The sequence below is a fragment of the Campylobacter sp. P0103 genome (assembly GCF_002139545.1).
Classification (GTDB): domain Bacteria; phylum Campylobacterota; class Campylobacteria; order Campylobacterales; family Campylobacteraceae; genus Campylobacter; species Campylobacter devanensis.
The window spans coordinates 96,000-111,840 of the sequence record NZ_MJKG01000004.1 but is presented as its reverse complement, the minus strand read 5'-3'; the positions used below and the strand labels follow the sequence as shown (position 1 = coordinate 111,840).

Genomic DNA, 15,841 nt, shown 5'->3' with positions numbered 1-15,841 from the left:
CTCAAAAGGAGAAAATATGAAAAAACAAATATTAACTTCAGTTGCGGCTTTAGGCTTGCTTTTTGGTGCGGCAAATGCGACAATTTATAGCGTCGATGCGGTTCATTCTAGTACAGCTTTTAAAATCAAACACCTTCAAGTTAGCAATGTTACAGGGACATTTAGCAAATTTAATGGAGAGCTAGATATCACAGACAAAGTCCCATCTAATCTAACAGCTACAATAGAAGTAGATTCTATAGATACAAATAATCAAGGTCGTGATGCACACCTTAAAAAGGCTGATTTTTTCGATACTGCGAAATTCCCACAAATCAAATTCGCAATGAAAAGCTATGAAAAAAGCGGAGATGGCGAAGGCAAAATCAAAGGTGATTTAACAATTAGAGATGTTACTAAACCAGTAGTGCTAAACTATGAATTTGGCGGCGTAAGTAAAAACAAACAAGGCACCGAAATAGTAGGATTTAGCCTAGAAGGCAAGATCAAAAGAAGTGATTTTAACTTTGCGCCAGATTCTAGCACAGTGGCACTTGGTGATGAGATTAAACTAAATATCGAGATTGAAGCGGTTAAAAAATAATAATTTGAGTGGCTTATGAGCCACTCTTATTAAATTATGCCAAAGTAGCCTTAAGCATCCAGATTTTTTTCTCTAGACTTGCATAATTTTCTTGCGCTATAGCTACAGTTGTATTATCACCTGCGCTTTCAGCAATCTCTTCAAGTTTTTTAAACTCAGCCAATAGATAAACAAAAGCATCTTTTAAAGCTTCAATTACTTCTACTGAAGTAAAGCTATCTTTGCTAACTACTGGGGCTTTAGCAACTTTTAAAAGCTCATCAGTTTTTGTAATTGCTTTGCCGCCTAGTTGAATAGCACGCTCAGCCATCTCATCAAAAAGCTCAGCAAGTTCATTATACTCTTTTTCAGTATATTCATGAATTGAGAAGAATTGCAAACCTTTTACATTCCAGTGATAATCATGGAAAGCTACAAACAAGCTATGTGCATCAGCTTGAAGTTGGTTAAGTTGTGTTACTACATTTTTCATTTTTTATCCTTTATATTTAAGTTGTGTAATTATACACAGAATTAACTTAAAAAAGTATAAAGTAAGTAATAATTTTTATTATTTAGAATATTTTACTATTTAAGTTAAATTCAACTCTCTTTGCTCTCTAATAGCTTTTTAAGTATTCTCTTACCAGCTTCTACGCCTGGCTGGTCGTAAGTATTGATACCTAGCATTAATCCAGTTGCACTAGTAAGTAGCTCGTAATAGTATATTAACCAACCACAATGCCACTCATCAAGCCTATCAATAACTAACTCATCAATACTAATCATCTCGCTAGCCAAAGCCTGCATAGTAGAATGCGCTTGAGCATTAAAAACCTCAGCTATACTTTTGCTATTTACAAAATCACATCCATCTAAAAAATTTAATTTTAAATTTGGCACCGATATAGTGCTGTTGTGATCTTTTATAGTTATAAATGTTACTGTCTTGTCTTTTACGCCCTCCATTATAAGTTGTAAAAATGAGTGTTGATCTTTGCTACCTACTAGACCAACAGGAGTTAAACCAACTCTTTTATACCCACGCTTTTTCCCTAAACTCTCAGCCCATAACTGCACATACCACTCATTAAAGCTTGTTAATCTATCACTATAACTAAATAATACATTTATCCTAGCACTACCATGAGTAGCATAGCAATAAGCCTTTTGTAGTACTCCATCATCGCCATTATCTAGATACTGCTCTTTAGCACTATTTGCTCCAGCTAGTAAATCTTTAATATCAGCTCCACACAAACCAAGCGGTACAAGTCCGATAGCTGAAAGAACGCTAAATCTTCCACCTACATTTTTTGGAATATTAAAAATCTTAGCTCCAACTTTTTTAGCATAGCTCTCAAGCGGACTATCTGGATCAGTAATAAAGATAAAATTCTCATAACTTTTTATAACAAATTTTGCTAAAATATACTTATATATAGATATAGTTTCAATTGTAGTACCTGACTTACTTGAAATTATAAATAGCGTTTTATTAGGATCGATTTTAGCACACTTTTTTTCTATACTATATGGATCAAGATTATCTAAAAATATAAGCTCTTTTTGTAAATTTAACATATCATATAGTGCTTTAACTCCAAGAGAGCTTCCACCTACTCCTACAAGCACTACGCTATCAAAATCGCATTTAGCCATCTCTTCTATCTTGCTAACTATATCCATTCCTAAACTAGGAAGATGATAATACCCTATATCATCACCTTTAATTTCATCATTCATTCGCCTAGCATAGCTATTGATTGTTGTGATATTTTTTGGGCTAAATTTAAGATTATTTTTTACCATATTCATGCTCATAGAAAAAATTCGTAGCTTCAACATATCCAGCTACACTTCCACAATCGAACCTTCGTCCTTTAAATTTATAGGCTAAAACCATTCCATTTTGCGCCTGTTTAAGTAACGCATCGGTGATTTGCACCTCACCATTTTTACCTGGATTGGTATGTTCTATGATCTCAAATATATCTGGAGTTAGAATATATCTACCAATTATTGCTAAATTTGTTGGTGCATCTTTTGGGTCTGGTTTTTCTATCATATCATTTACCATTATTAAATCATCTTCGATAAATTTGCCATCTATGACGCCATAACTACTTATAGTTTCTTTAGGTACCTCCATTACAGCAACTATACTACAGCGATATTTCTCATAAATTTTTACCATTTGAGCTAGGACATTTTCGCCATCTTCATTAACACACAAATCATCAGCTAAAATTACACCAAATGCCTCATCTCCTACAAGACCCTTGCCACTATAAATTGCATCACCTAAACCTCTCATATGAGTTTGACGAGTAAAACTAAATGTACAATGCCCCATCAATTCTCTAATATCAGTTAATAGATACTCTTTGCTAGTTCCAGCAATTTGATGTTCTAGCTCATAGCTAATATCAAAGTAATCTTCTAGCGCTCTTTTACCACGCCCAGTAACAAAAGCCATATTATTCATACCAGCCTCTCTAGCCTCATCTACACCATAGTGGATAAGCGGTTTTGTCAAGATTGGCAACATCTCCTTTGGCAAGCTTTTTGTTGCGGGTAAAAATCTAGTCCCATATCCAGCAGCAGGAAAAAGACAAGTTTGTATCATTATAACTCCTTAATGTATAAGAATTTGCTAAATTTACCACAAATTTACTTAAAAAGCACTTTTAAGGCAGGCTTATTGTAAATAGTTTTGGTTCATTTTGAACTGCAACTGAGCCTTTATGAGCATTTATAATCTCTAAGCTAAGCGCAAGACCCAAACCATTACCTTTAAGCTTTGTAGTCTTAAACGGCTCAAATATTGTTCCACTAGGTAGCTGCACACCACTATCACTGATATAAAAATTATGCATACCATCTTTAAATTTATGTTCTATACTTACTACACCGTTATCATCATCACTCTCTTCAATCGCATCAATAGCATTAAATATAAAGTTACAAAATACCAAATCAAGCAAATTTATATCACCGCAAATCACCCCATCAAAACCACTAAATTTAAACTCGATATCTTTAGTAAATGCATATTGTGCAACCGCCTCGCCACACATAATCTCTAAATCTTTTAACTTAAATTCATTTGCACTTATTTGAACACCTTTGGTAAAAAGCAATGTTGCCTTTATAATCCCCTCAACTCTATAAATAGCCTTTTTTATCTCTTCTATTAATGGTCGATTTCTATCATCTATTCGTTTTAAAAGCGTACTAGTTAATAACGAAATTGAACCTATTGGATTGCGAATCTCATGAGAAAGATGTGCTGCTACTGCACCCATTGATACTAGTCTAGCACTTCGTTTTTCATCAGTTATATCAGTAGCTAAAATTATTTTATTTTGCATATTGTGAGTAATTTTAATAGCATAAACCCTACCATCAAATTCAACCTCTTGAGTACTTTTTTGCATATTAATACTAGGCAAGATATCCATAATTTGCTTGGCTTTATCATTACTTAGCATTACTTCGCCACTAGTACTAATCGCCCATAGTGATGCACCTAAACTCTCGACAATCCCTTGGGTAAACTTTTGCAAATTTGCATAGGACTCGCCTAATACTTTATACTCTTTTTCTATTAAATATGTCTGTTCTATTAGGCTTTTTAGCCCTTCTTCTATACTTTTTATATTCTCATTCATATAAATCCTTAAAATCATCAAGTCCAAACAAAATCACTCTATTATCTCTAAGCCCTAAAAGCTCATTGCTAAAGCCAGATTTTGAAAATAACGCCATCTTATCCCAATTTATTTTAGATTTTTCACATTTTTGCATTAATAAATTTAGTATATTTTTACAGATTTTTCGCTCCTTATATTTAGCTTCGGCCACTAGAGTAAAACCATCATAACTAGTGTAGATATCAATCTCATTTTCCTTATCCCAATAGCTTGAGATTTGCTCTTTTGGAATATTTAAATTTTTTGAGAGTAACTCAATGCTTGCTAGTTCAAACTCAAGCGAGCAGTAGTGGTCAAATTCTACTTTTATCTTATCCATTACAGACTCTTTATCACCAGCTTTTAAAAGCTCTAAATTTGGCTCAATAAATCTAAACCAAAATCTATAAAACCGCTTAGTAAAGTGAATTTTATCTTGAATTTGATATCTTCTAAGCTCTTTTTTTAACTTTTGGTGGCGATTTTTAATAGGTTTTATCTCCTTAGATTGCTCAATTTTAATAAATTTTTTATCCAATAGCTCGCTTATTATAGCGCTACTTAATGGTCTTGGTAGATATTTACTTGCTACAAATCTCTTTCTATCACCCTTAGCAAGGCGCATTAGAAATATTTTCGCCTCATCATGATAGAAATTAAATTCGCTACAAAAACTATCAAATTTAGCCAAAATTTCGCCATCAATCGCCTCAAAAATATCATCATAACCATCTAAAATCCGGTCAAAAACAAAATAAAATTGCAGATATTTTAAGGTATCCAAATCACTATAACCTTTTAAATTTACAAAATTATAGCAAGTTTTGGTTATAATAAAGCCCAAATTCAACACAATGGTATTAAATGAGTAGTAAAAGATTATGGATTTATATAGGTATTTTTATGCTTTTTTGCGTCGGCGTGGCACATTTTATATTTCAAAATTATCTATATATGCGTCCATGTGTGCAGTGTATCTATATACGATATTATATGATTATAGCAGGATTTGGAGCTATTTTTATAGCGATATTTTATAAGCAAATTTTACTTTATATATTTGGGGGTTTAGTTTTTAGTTATGGGGCGATTTGTGGTCTTTTAGAGAGTTTGAAACTAAATACAATCCATCAAGCAATTGCCAATGCAAATCCATTTGGAGTAAAAGGCTGTCTTGACAGGCCTATTTTTGAGCTAAAAATTGCATGGGATGAGATTTTGCCATCGCTATTTAAAGCAACTGGGCAATGTGGCCTTGATATGCCTATGCCACCACTTGGAAGTAAATTTGACCCACTTCAAGCCTATTTGATAGATTTATATCAAAATGGCTGGTATCTAATCCCAAACTTAAAGCTAATTAATATGGCACAAATCTCTTTTGCTATATTTATTTTAGTTTTGATTTTAGGAGCAATTTTATTAATATCAAGAGTTAAAAAGGTAAAAAATGGTTAAAATATTAGAGCAAATTTGGGGAGTTAAAACCCTATATGTAGATGAGAATCACATAAGTGAATTTAACAGCGATGAAGCGGCGATAATACTTTGTATAAATCCACGAAATTATGATAGATTAATCAAACTTCAAAGCTTAAAAGATATATTTTCAAAAGCGAATTTAAATCTAAACGAATATAGCGTCCAATTAAGTCAAATAGGTATAATCAATGCTATAAAATCTATAAAAATGGATAATCAAAAAGTATTAAATGGATTAAATGAACTAGCCAAAAATGAGATTATAGATTTTAATGGATATAATCTTATAAGTGATTTTATAAATAATCTTGAATTAAACCCTACTATTCAAAATAGTGCTGAAACTCAGCCATTTCATAAAAATTTACATACATTAAATGAAATTCATCAAATCTTAAGTGAATTTAAACTTAGCGAAGTTAGTAAAAGATTAAGCAATGCATATGAAAGTGCTAATAACTCTAAATTTAAAATAGCAGTTACTGGAGTTATCAACGCTGGTAAAAGTAGCACTTTAAACGCTTTGATGAATAAGAAAATTCTAGGCGCATCAAATATCCCTGAAACGGCGAATTTAAGTGTCTTAACATATAGCGAAGATGAATTTGCCAAAGTCTGCTTCTGGTCGCCTGAAGAGCTAAAATCAATGGATTTAGAACCAAAAATCCTAGAAGACAAAATCATCCCAATAGATGAGTTAAAGTCCTACACAACAGCTTCTAATGAGATTAGCAAGATGGTTAAAGAGGTGATTTTGGGGATTAAATTAGATATTTTAAAAGATGGAATTGATATAGTTGATACTCCTGGCCTTGATGATGCGGTGGTATTGCGTGAGATTTTAACAGCTAATTATATGAGTCAAAGCGATTTTACACTTCATCTAATGAACGCTAGTCAAAGCGCAACAAAAAAAGATATGGCATTTATAGTAAATACTCTAAAAAATGGTAAAAGCGCAGGCCTAATCATCGCTCTTACTCACATTGATAAGCTTAGTCCAAATGATATAAAAGAGGTTTTAAACTACACCAAAAATAGCATAAAAACCGAGCTTAGTGAGTGTGGGTTTGATGAGAGCTTGGCTGATGAGACGAAGTTTTTTACCATTTCAGCGATTAAAAATATCGGAATAGATGAGCTAAAAAGCTATCTTTATGAGAGCTTTTTTGGCTCAAATTCTAAAAAGGCAACCCTAATTATCGATAACTACAAAAAAGAGCTTTTAAATATCGCAAATTTAATAGAAGATGATCTAAAAGCACAAAAAACAGCCCTAACTTCAGATACCTCCACAGCCAAAGAGCTTGTCAAATCACTCCAAAATGAGATAGATGAGATAAGCAGTGCCACAAATAGCATAAATAGCGAACTTGAAAATCTACTTAAAAGATTAAATTATGATAACGAAAATAGCAACGCAACACTAAAAGCCATAAGCGCTAAAATCAAAGATAGAGTAATCAGCGATGTCAAATACGCCACAAATAAAAAAATCAAGCTAGATATCGCTAGACTTGGGGTGATTATAGAGAGTGGTTTTAATGACTCTTTTATAGATTTTTTCAGAGATTTTAAGCAACAAATCAGCAAAGATATTGACTCTGCTAATAAAATTTTAGAGCTAAAACTTGGGGCGAAAAATGCGAATTTGAATCTGCCAGATATTAGGGGTTATATAGACCAAAATCTACCTAAAATCAACTACGAAATTTTAAATAGCGATGTAAATAAAGCTATAAAAAGTGATAAAAATATTGAGATTATAGGGACTAATTTAACCAAAATTTTTGATGATTTTATAGTGAGTTTAAATCTACCAAACCAACTTAGCAAACTAGCTAGTGCTTGTACTAACGAGTATATAAATGGCATTAAATTTGAATTAAACGCTATGAGAGAGCATCTACAAACCAAAGAAGAACAGATAAACAAACTAGCCAAATCAGCCTTTGAAAATATCAAAGACAAAGAGCAATTAATAACCGATATAGATACCAAAATATCGCAATGCCAAGAGATCAAAAATAGGATAGAGCTATGCTAAAAGAGTTTATAAAAGAGTATAAAAGAGTATATCAAATCAGCTTTGATGATGGATTTTTAGGTGAATTTGAGAGATTTTGTGCCTTTATTTGTGAGCCTAAATTTCACCCTAGTAAGGAGCTAATCGAGAGATTAAACTTCCTTAGCCTACTAAGCCACGAACCGCCGCTTGTAGCGATTGTCGGGCAGTTTAGTAGCGGGAAATCAAGCTTTTTAAACGCACTTTTAGGTGCTGATATATTACCAACTGGGGTTGTGCCAGTAACCGCTAAGCCTACATTTATCAAGTACGCACCAAATTATATGCTTAAAATTCTACACAATGATGGTAGAGATGAGTATAAAAATATAGATGAGCTAAGCGCCTTTGTAGATCAACGCCACGCCCTAAAAGATGTCAAAAATCTTACAATATACGCCCCAAATGAACTACTTAAAAAGATAAGCTTCATCGATACTCCTGGGCTAAATTCAAGAAGCGACGCTGATACCAATGAGACTAAAATGATATTAAAAGAAGCCGTAGCTTTAATTTGGATTAGCTTAATCGATAATGCCGCTAGAAAAAGCGAGCTAGATGAGCTAACTCTCATCCCAAATAGCCTAAAACAAAACGCAATTGCCCTATTAAACCAAAAAGATAAATTAAGTAGCGATGAGATAACTAGAGTTTTAGCCCACGCCAATCTAACATATAGCAATTATTTTAGCTCTGTTGAGGCTATCTCAGCCAAACTCCAAAGAGAAAATAGTGGCGATAGTGGATTTGAAGCTGTCTTTAAATTCCTAGATAAAATAGCTAACACAAAAGAGGATTTTATCAAAGCAACTTCGCAAGAGATACTTCTTTCATCGCAAAATCAAAATTTAAATTTCATCAATATCTTAGATGAAATTTCAGATATTTTCACTAAATTTCAAAACAAAACTAATCTCAAATTTGGCGAACTAAAAGATATCTATAACTCTAAATTTGAGATATTTTTTGAAGCTATCAAACAAAATGCCGCCCTAATCGCAAATGAGATCAACTCCGCTTTAAAAAACCAAAAATCCGCCTATTATAAAGAAAAAACCGGCTTTTTAAATAAAAATAGCTTTGAGAAGATAGAGTATGAAAGAGTTAGCTTGGATATAGATGAAATTTTGGCTAAACTAATCTATAACGATGAGAAATTTACCAAGATATTTAAGAAATTTAAGCGAGATTTAAGCGAATTTCAAAGCGAAATCCTAGCTGATTTACAAGCTATTTTTGATGAGTTAAAAGAGCTAACACTTCGCTATAAAGCCAAATATGAAAGCCTTAGAAAATCTGACCCACTCCACTCAGATCTGCTATTTGCTGATATTCGCAAATTTTCAAGTGAGGTTTATTCTCTATTTTTAAGCAATATTGAAACTCTATTTTTGGCTAAATTTTCAAATTTAGAGCTATTTTTTGAAAGGGTATTTATCAAAGTTAGTGCTAACTATCAAAACGCAATTAGATTAAGTGTAAATTTCATCGCCCAAAAATGCGAAAAAAGTAGTAAAGATTATGAGTCTGACCCACTTGCTTTTAGCCTCTATTATCCTAGACTTAGTGAGATAAATGAGAGAATCTTAAATGAGTTAAGTTACTATGAATTTGAGAGTGAATTTACTGGTAACTCCACATTTATCACCAAATTCATAAACTCACTCCAAGCCCAAACAGAACAATTAATGGATAAAAACCAAACCTACATAAACTCATTAAAAGCCAAATATAAAGGCGATCTTGATGAACTTAGCAGTTTTAGCTGGTCTTGATGGCAGAGTCAATCTGCCAAATCTTCAAAATCAACAAAATTATCTATAAATTCATTTGCCAAAAACTTAGCATAGATATGGCTCTCGACCATACTTTTAAACTCGCTAAATTTACTCATATCGCCATCTTTTAAAGAGTCTAAAAGAGTTAAAATCTCACTATCATCTATATGTGAATTTATAAATTTTATAGCTCCACTTCTATATGACTCGCCATTTTCTATAGCTAAAACAGCTCGTAAAATCTCGCCATTTACGCTATTTGCCGCCCCAGAATACGGCACCAAAACCTTATACATATACTCTATACTATCCTTAGCACCAAAGCAGTTTAACTCCAACCTAACGCCATTTTCATCACACCAAATTCGATATGTCTCATCGCCTACAATGCTATCAAATCTCTTGCCATCCTTGCTAGAACACTCCCAACATCTATCAAAGCACTCATCATTCCAGCCATTTAAAGCAAAAAACCTACCATCGCACTCCACAACTGCTATTTGCGTATCTTGCCAATACATTTTAATCCTTTTATAAGCTTTTGGTAATTTTAACTAAATTTATAATTGACTTAGCTTATTATTTTAGCTACTTGATTTTACTAAGCCTTTTTTTAGTTTTCTAATTAGAAATCTTGATGGATTTAGAGCATTGATTACGCTCTTTTTAACGCAAATTTGACGCCCCAAAACCATATCTAATAGCATATTAGCCCCCAAAATTCCAGTGCTAAGCCCCCTTGATCCGTGAGCTGCTGATATCAAAATATTTGGATGGTATATCGGATTTTGGTGAGTTGATTTAGCCTTTGTCCATAAGAGCGAGCTGTAAATTCGCATATACTCACTAGCATCATGAATCCCACCAATTATAGGAAATCTATCCCCGCTATAACCCCTAAATCCAACATTTGAGCCAATTATATCTATATTTTTACCATCTATAAACTCACTTACCAAAGCCAAATTTGACTCATCATCACTATCCCTAGGCAAGGCATACTCATCACCCCTAGCGTAACTAGCGCCTATTAGTTGAATTTTATCAATCGCCTTTGTGATATATCCCCTAGCGCTAAGTGGTCTATTGAGATTTACAAACTCACTTACTAGTGTAGTCTGCCCACGAACGCTGCTAAGTTGCATATATGGATCATTAAACTCACTTATAAAAAGCTCTTTTGCCCTATTACCATTAGCAAATATTACCACATCGGCTTTAATTGTCTTTAAATTGCTAAAATTTACTTCATAACAACTTTCTAGCTGTTTGAGCGATTTATACTCATATCCATAATAAATCTCAAGATTTTTTGCCAATGCAAGGCAGAGATTTTGAGGCTGAATTTGCATAGCTAAATCAATATTTGCTTTAGGATAAATATCATTACTGATACTAAAAAACTTGCTATCGTGATTAAATTTACTCAGCATTTTATCATTTACTAAATACTCATCACACCCACAAAAATCTACAAAATCACCACCAAATTGCCTATAAAATTGCCTAGAGAGCAAAAAACTACTCATATGCATATCACCCAAAGCTACGCCAGGTTGAGTAATAAGTGGAGCGCAAATTCCAGCTAAATTTGAACTTGCACCTTGTGCAGCTTTATCATTAGCTTCAGCTACAACAACATCAAATCCCGCCTCTTTAAATAGCGTAGCAATAGCTAATCCAGAAATTCCAGCACCAACTACTAAGATAGTTTTTGGTTTTGTAATTACTGGAGAATCAAACCAAATTTGCTTTTTTATCCTAGATTTTGGCTTAATGCAAATAGCTTGTAACATCTCTCGCTTTTTATGATAACCTTTTAGTTTACTAACATCAAATCCATTTTGACTAAGTCTATCACGAACAACTCTAGCGCAGCTAAAACTTCTAATAATTGTATCTTTATAAGAGTAACAAGCTAAATTTGATAAAAACTTCTCACTCCACATTTGCGGATTTTTACTTGGGGCAAAACCATCTAAATACCAAACATCAGCTCTAAACTCGCACTCTTCTAAAAACTCTAAAATATCACCAAAATATAGATCAAGAATAATTGTACGATTTAGTAAATATATACGCAAAAGCGAATTTGGTATAATATGATAGTTATCTAAAAACTCTTTATAAATAGCACTATCAAGCCCAAATTGCTCATAAATACTAGCTAATTCATCTTTGCTAAATGGATACTTTTCAACTGCGATATAGTGAAGGCTCTTTTTATTTAAGCTTTTAAACTTTGCAATAGTGCAAAAGAAATTCAATCCAACGCCAAATCCAGCCTCAGCTACTACAATTGTACTTTTATTAACTCCATCTAAAGCACTACTATAAGCATACTCACACTCAGCCAAAGGCTCATAAGTATTAAAATATATATCATCAAATTCAGAGTTATAAAGTGCGTTATTATGGTATTTTATCATCTATTTTTAACAAAATAATCATCAATTCCATTTGCTATACCAAGGGCGATCTTATCTCTATATACCTTATTAGATAGTAGCTTATGGTCTTTATCATTGGATATATATCCAGTCTCTATTAATACAGCAGGCATCTGCGCACCTACTAAAACCCAAAATGGCGCTTCCCTTACTCCACCATCTATTACTTTAAATTTAGATTTTACTGCTCCTAATAAATTAGCTTGCACATCTATTGCAAGCTTATTTGAAGCAATAATCTTTTCACGATTTAAGAAATTTAGATAACTAATTTTAGTAAAATAATTCATCTCATCAGTATCAGCTTTATTCTCTAAATTCGCAGCTTGCATACTTCGCTCACTTCTAGTAGGGCTTAAAAAATATGTCTCTATTCCTTGCATCTCTTTGGCTTTTTTAGCATTTGGGGCAGCATTTGCATGAATTGAAATAAAAATATCAGCTTTTTTCTCATTTGCTATGCTTGTTCGATCTCTTAAATTTATAAATTTATCATTACTTCTGGTAAAATATACCTTGTATCCTCGACTTTTTAGAATTTTGCCAGTCTCTAAAGCAATGCTAAGAACGATATTTTTCTCATATAATTTATTTTTTCCAACAGCACCTGCGTCTTTGCCACCATGCCCTGCATCTAATACGATTATCCTATTTTTATTTACACCTCTTGCTTGTGCCTTTTGTGCTGTAGTTTTACTAATATTTTGTTGTGTATCATTTTTGATACCAGACTTAGCTGAAGTTGTTGTTAGACTTTGCTTTTGTTCATTAGTCTTTGTTTTTTGAGTTGCTTGTTGGTTTGTTTTAGCACTCTTAGTTTTAGTAGTTGTTTTTTGAGTACTATTTTTTATACTAAAAATTATATTTTCACCATCAATAGTGTAATTAATCTCTTGCTTTGTATCATTTGTAAATACAATTCTAACGCTATTTTTATCAAATTGTGCTACCCTTATTTGATCTGAAATTTGGCTTTTTTTATTCTTATATGATGTAGTCAAAACCCCATCAAAATCAAAAATTTGACGATAGCTTTTATTTGTGTTGAGCTGAGATTTTTTGATCTTTATATTGCTGCTATTTTCATTTAGTCTAATAATGAATTCATCTTTAGAACTACTAGTAGATAGGATTTTATACTCTATTTTTTGAACTATCTTACTGGTTGTATTTTTAGCTAACTGAGCTGGCTCTTTAGTTTCTACTATTTTTGGCTTTAATTTGCTAAATTTTGAACTAAGTAAATCTAACTCATTAGCATAAACACTATAATCAATCCCAAGGCTCTTGCCACCACTTACTAATCTCTCAAGGCATTCTAGCTTTAATTTATCATTATTATTTAAAATAGAACTAAGATAGACACCCTTTAATTCGTGGTAAATTTGGATTCTATCTTGCTTATTTGCCTTGGTAAATTTATTATCAAAATCATCAAAAACACCACCACCAAAAGCAAAAATAGCAAGAAAAAACGGCAATAAAAGCTTAACTATTTTCCCCATAAACCAACTTTTTAATAAGCTCTTTAACGCTAATTATCTCATTTAGCCTATATCCATTAGCGCCACTGAAAAATAGCCCCGTTTCTTTATTGCCACTTACAGCATCATAGAGCCTATCAGCGATACAATACCCAACTTGCTTAGCCTCTTTGCCCCTTTGGCATGGAGCGACACAGTTGCTAATACACTGAATTTTAGGCCCAGCCTTTTTATCTACTAGATCAAGCAAATTTGTCTGAATCCCACGAGCCGGATATCCAACAGGGCTTTTGATAAGTCTAATATCCTCTTTTTTAGCCGCTAGTAAGACCTCTTTAAACCCATCAGAAGCATCACACTCATGAGTTCCTATAAATCTAGTTCCCATCTGAACACCACTCGCCCCAAGATTTATAACCTTAGCTATATCATCATGATCCCATATCCCACCAGCTGCCACCACAGGGATAGGATTTCCGCCTATATCAGCCCATTTAGATGCCTCATCTACAACAGGCTGAATCAATTTCTCAAGCTGATAGTTTGGATCCAAGCACTGCTCATATGTAAATCCCTGATGTCCGCCACTAAGTGGCCCTTCTAGCACCACAGCATCTGGTAGTCTATTATATCTATCATACCATCTTTTACAAATTATCTTTAAAGCCTTAGCCGAGCTAATGATCGGCACCAAAGCCACATCGGCAAATCCCTTAGTAAGCTCAGGTAAATTCGTAGGAAGTCCAGCACCTGAAATTATGATATTAATGCCGTGTTCGCAAGCATCTTTGACTATTCTAGCATAGTCATTACTAGCACACATTATATTAGCAGCTAGCGGTTTATCTCCACAAATTTTACGAGCATTGTCAATTATAGCTTTAAAGCCATTTCTAGAGTAGAAATTCACACTATCATATGGTTTTGAGTTTAGCTCTTTAGTGATGTGAGCTCTATGCTCATAATATCCAGTACCAACAGAGCTGATAACACCTAAACCACCATTTAAACTGACATTACCAGCTAATTTATTCCAGCTTATACCAAGCCCCATACCACCTTGGATAATAGGGTATTTGATCACATATTTTCCGATTTTTAAACTTTTTAATTCCATTATTTTACCTCTAATCTAGCATAAGCTTTTTTACCAACTTGCAATACATACTCGCCCTTAGAAAGTCTAAGCTGCTCATCGCTAATTTTGGCCTGATTTACACTAACAGCATTTGCCTTAATGTGGCGACGAGCATCTGAATTTGACCCAACTAACTTACACAAACTAAGCGCTTCAACTATCCAAATATCATCAGCATTAATCTCAAATTTAGCCATATCACTTGGCAATTCACCCTTAGCATGAACTCTATTAAACTCATCCCTAGCAGCTTGAGCTTCTTCAATGCTATTAAATCTAGCAGCCAACTCTAAAGCCAAATTCTCCTTAGCGACCTTAGGATGTAAAGCTCCACTTTTAACATCATTTTTAAGCTTCTCAATCTCATCTCCACTTAAACTACTAAGTAACTCATACCAAACCCACATAAGCTCATCACTAATACTCAAAGTTTTAGCGAAGATATCCTTAGCAGATTCGCTCACACCGATATAGTTACCAAGACTTTTACTCATTTTATTGACACCATCAAGACCAACTAGAAGTGGCATCATGATGATAGCTTGTTCTTTTCCTATATTATATGTGCGACCAAGAGTTCTACCCATTAAAAGATTAAATTTCTGATCCGTTCCACCCATCTCTATATCACACTTCATCGCCACGCTATCATAACCTTGCAAAAGCGGATACAAAAACTCACTTATAGCTATAGGAGTTTCAGCCTTATATCGCTTAGTAAAGTCATCACGCTCAAGCATTCTAGCTACATTAAATGTACTTGCAAGGGCTATTAATCCATCAGCACCAAGGCTATTTAGCCAAGCTGAGTTAAACATAATCTCACTCTTGCTCTCATCTAAAATTTTAAAAACCTGCTCTTTATAGGTTTTGGCATTTTGTGCTATAACATCATCACTCAAAATCTTTCTAGTAACGCTTTTGCCAGTTGGATCACCGATTTTAGCAGTGAAATCACCTATCAAAAACTGCACGATACCACCATGATCTTGAAGTAATCTCATCTTATTTAACACCACTGTATGACCTAGATGAAGATCAGGGGCAGTCGGATCAAATCCTGCTTTGATATAGAAATTTTTACCATTTTCATAGTAATCTTTAATCAATTTTTCAATTCTCTCATAATCAATTATCTCGGCGGTTCCACGCTTGATCTCACTCATAATTTTAGCTATCATAATCTT

At 33.4% G+C, this 15,841-nt stretch carries 14 protein-coding genes; 4 read left to right on the top strand and 10 right to left on the bottom strand.

The window, feature by feature from the left end:
• The first annotated feature begins 16 nt into the window (after positions 1 to 16).
• Positions 17 to 583 carry a YceI family protein gene (locus CIGNP103_RS05715; RefSeq protein WP_086224728.1) on the top strand — a complete coding sequence of 189 codons (567 nt, stop codon included), beginning with the start codon at positions 17 to 19 and terminating at the stop codon, positions 581 to 583.
• Between the two features lie 34 nt (positions 584 to 617).
• Here CIGNP103_RS05715 and CIGNP103_RS05710 read toward each other — a convergent pair whose 3' ends face one another.
• The 5 genes from CIGNP103_RS05710 to CIGNP103_RS05690 all read right to left on the bottom strand — a co-directional run bounded on the left by CIGNP103_RS05710 (position 618) and on the right by CIGNP103_RS05690 (position 5,041).
• The gene (locus CIGNP103_RS05710; protein WP_086268739.1) at positions 618 to 1,055 is read right to left on the bottom strand and encodes a Dps family protein; all 438 of its coding nucleotides are present in this window, start codon (positions 1,053 to 1,055) and stop codon (positions 618 to 620) included.
• Positions 1,056 to 1,165: 110 nt separating this feature from the next.
• A complete protein-coding gene (locus tag CIGNP103_RS05705; protein ID WP_086268764.1) occupies positions 1,166 to 2,374 on the bottom strand; it encodes a glucose-6-phosphate isomerase in 1,209 nt (402 codons plus the stop codon).
• Positions 2,361 to 3,191: a UTP--glucose-1-phosphate uridylyltransferase GalU gene (galU, locus tag CIGNP103_RS05700; protein WP_086268738.1), complete on the bottom strand. Its 831-nt coding sequence runs from the start codon at positions 3,189 to 3,191 to the stop codon at positions 2,361 to 2,363. Before galU ends, CIGNP103_RS05705 begins: the two co-directional genes overlap by 14 nt.
• Before the next feature lie 61 nt (positions 3,192 to 3,252).
• Positions 3,253 to 4,236 (bottom strand): sensor histidine kinase, encoded by a 984-nt coding sequence (locus CIGNP103_RS05695; RefSeq protein WP_086268737.1) that lies wholly within the window; start codon positions 4,234 to 4,236, stop codon positions 3,253 to 3,255.
• On the bottom strand, positions 4,229 to 5,041 hold the full coding sequence (locus CIGNP103_RS05690; RefSeq protein ID WP_236847420.1) for a DUF234 domain-containing protein: 813 nt from the start codon (positions 5,039 to 5,041) through the stop codon (positions 4,229 to 4,231). The genes CIGNP103_RS05695 and CIGNP103_RS05690 overlap by 8 nt, the downstream gene beginning before the upstream one ends.
• An 80-nt stretch (positions 5,042 to 5,121) precedes the next feature.
• Between CIGNP103_RS05690 and CIGNP103_RS05685 the strand changes: the two genes are divergently transcribed.
• From CIGNP103_RS05685 to CIGNP103_RS05675, 3 genes are read left to right on the top strand one after another with little or no spacing between them, the layout of a single operon-like run.
• On the top strand, positions 5,122 to 5,715 hold the full coding sequence (locus tag CIGNP103_RS05685) for a disulfide bond formation protein B (RefSeq protein ID WP_086268736.1): 594 nt from the start codon (positions 5,122 to 5,124) through the stop codon (positions 5,713 to 5,715).
• Positions 5,708 to 7,786: a dynamin family protein gene (locus CIGNP103_RS05680; protein ID WP_086268735.1), complete on the top strand. Its 2,079-nt coding sequence runs from the start codon at positions 5,708 to 5,710 to the stop codon at positions 7,784 to 7,786. The genes CIGNP103_RS05685 and CIGNP103_RS05680 overlap by 8 nt, the downstream gene beginning before the upstream one ends.
• The gene (locus tag CIGNP103_RS05675; protein ID WP_086252373.1) at positions 7,780 to 9,579 is read left to right on the top strand and encodes a dynamin family protein; all 1,800 of its coding nucleotides are present in this window, start codon (positions 7,780 to 7,782) and stop codon (positions 9,577 to 9,579) included. Before CIGNP103_RS05680 ends, CIGNP103_RS05675 begins: the two co-directional genes overlap by 7 nt.
• Positions 9,580 to 9,587: 8 nt before the next feature.
• Here CIGNP103_RS05675 and CIGNP103_RS05670 read toward each other — a convergent pair whose 3' ends face one another.
• The 5 genes from CIGNP103_RS05670 to tyrS all read right to left on the bottom strand — a co-directional run bounded on the left by CIGNP103_RS05670 (position 9,588) and on the right by tyrS (position 15,838).
• On the bottom strand, positions 9,588 to 10,103 hold the full coding sequence (locus CIGNP103_RS05670; protein ID WP_086268734.1) for a hypothetical protein: 516 nt from the start codon (positions 10,101 to 10,103) through the stop codon (positions 9,588 to 9,590).
• 63 nt (positions 10,104 to 10,166) lie between these two features.
• Positions 10,167 to 12,011 carry a bifunctional tRNA (5-methylaminomethyl-2-thiouridine)(34)-methyltransferase MnmD/FAD-dependent 5-carboxymethylaminomethyl-2-thiouridine(34) oxidoreductase MnmC gene (gene mnmC, locus CIGNP103_RS05665; protein WP_086268733.1) on the bottom strand — a complete coding sequence of 615 codons (1,845 nt, stop codon included), beginning with the start codon at positions 12,009 to 12,011 and terminating at the stop codon, positions 10,167 to 10,169.
• Complete coding sequence (locus tag CIGNP103_RS05660) at positions 12,008 to 13,537, bottom strand: N-acetylmuramoyl-L-alanine amidase family protein (RefSeq protein WP_086252370.1); 1,530 nt, start codon at positions 13,535 to 13,537, stop codon at positions 12,008 to 12,010. Before CIGNP103_RS05660 ends, mnmC begins: the two co-directional genes overlap by 4 nt.
• A complete protein-coding gene (locus CIGNP103_RS05655; protein ID WP_086241072.1) occupies positions 13,521 to 14,633 on the bottom strand; it encodes a nitronate monooxygenase in 1,113 nt (370 codons plus the stop codon). The genes CIGNP103_RS05660 and CIGNP103_RS05655 overlap by 17 nt, the downstream gene beginning before the upstream one ends.
• Positions 14,633 to 15,838: a tyrosine--tRNA ligase gene (gene tyrS / locus CIGNP103_RS05650; RefSeq protein WP_236843700.1), complete on the bottom strand. Its 1,206-nt coding sequence runs from the start codon at positions 15,836 to 15,838 to the stop codon at positions 14,633 to 14,635. The genes CIGNP103_RS05655 and tyrS overlap by 1 nt, the downstream gene beginning before the upstream one ends.
• Positions 15,839 to 15,841 lie beyond the last annotated feature (3 nt).

What these genes read in the sequence shown, in the direction of transcription:
- CIGNP103_RS05660 (WP_086252370.1), bottom strand. Translation starts at nt 13,537, where the DNA reads ATGGGGAAAATAGTTAAGCTTTTATTGCCGTTTTTTCTTGCTATTTTT.
- CIGNP103_RS05685 (WP_086268736.1), top strand. Translation starts at nt 5,122, where the DNA reads ATGAGTAGTAAAAGATTATGGATTTATATAGGTATTTTTATGCTTTTT.
- CIGNP103_RS05680 (WP_086268735.1), top strand. Translation starts at nt 5,708, where the DNA reads ATGGTTAAAATATTAGAGCAAATTTGGGGAGTTAAAACCCTATATGTA.
- mnmC (WP_086268733.1), bottom strand. Translation starts at nt 12,011, where the DNA reads ATGATAAAATACCATAATAACGCACTTTATAACTCTGAATTTGATGAT.
- CIGNP103_RS05675 (WP_086252373.1), top strand. Translation starts at nt 7,780, where the DNA reads ATGCTAAAAGAGTTTATAAAAGAGTATAAAAGAGTATATCAAATCAGC.
- CIGNP103_RS05715 (WP_086224728.1), top strand. Translation starts at nt 17, where the DNA reads ATGAAAAAACAAATATTAACTTCAGTTGCGGCTTTAGGCTTGCTTTTT.
- CIGNP103_RS05670 (WP_086268734.1), bottom strand. Translation starts at nt 10,103, where the DNA reads ATGTATTGGCAAGATACGCAAATAGCAGTTGTGGAGTGCGATGGTAGG.
- CIGNP103_RS05655 (WP_086241072.1), bottom strand. Translation starts at nt 14,633, where the DNA reads ATGGAATTAAAAAGTTTAAAAATCGGAAAATATGTGATCAAATACCCT.
- CIGNP103_RS05710 (WP_086268739.1), bottom strand. Translation starts at nt 1,055, where the DNA reads ATGAAAAATGTAGTAACACAACTTAACCAACTTCAAGCTGATGCACAT.
- galU (WP_086268738.1), bottom strand. Translation starts at nt 3,191, where the DNA reads ATGATACAAACTTGTCTTTTTCCTGCTGCTGGATATGGGACTAGATTT.
- CIGNP103_RS05705 (WP_086268764.1), bottom strand. Translation starts at nt 2,374, where the DNA reads ATGGTAAAAAATAATCTTAAATTTAGCCCAAAAAATATCACAACAATC.
- CIGNP103_RS05695 (WP_086268737.1), bottom strand. Translation starts at nt 4,236, where the DNA reads ATGAATGAGAATATAAAAAGTATAGAAGAAGGGCTAAAAAGCCTAATA.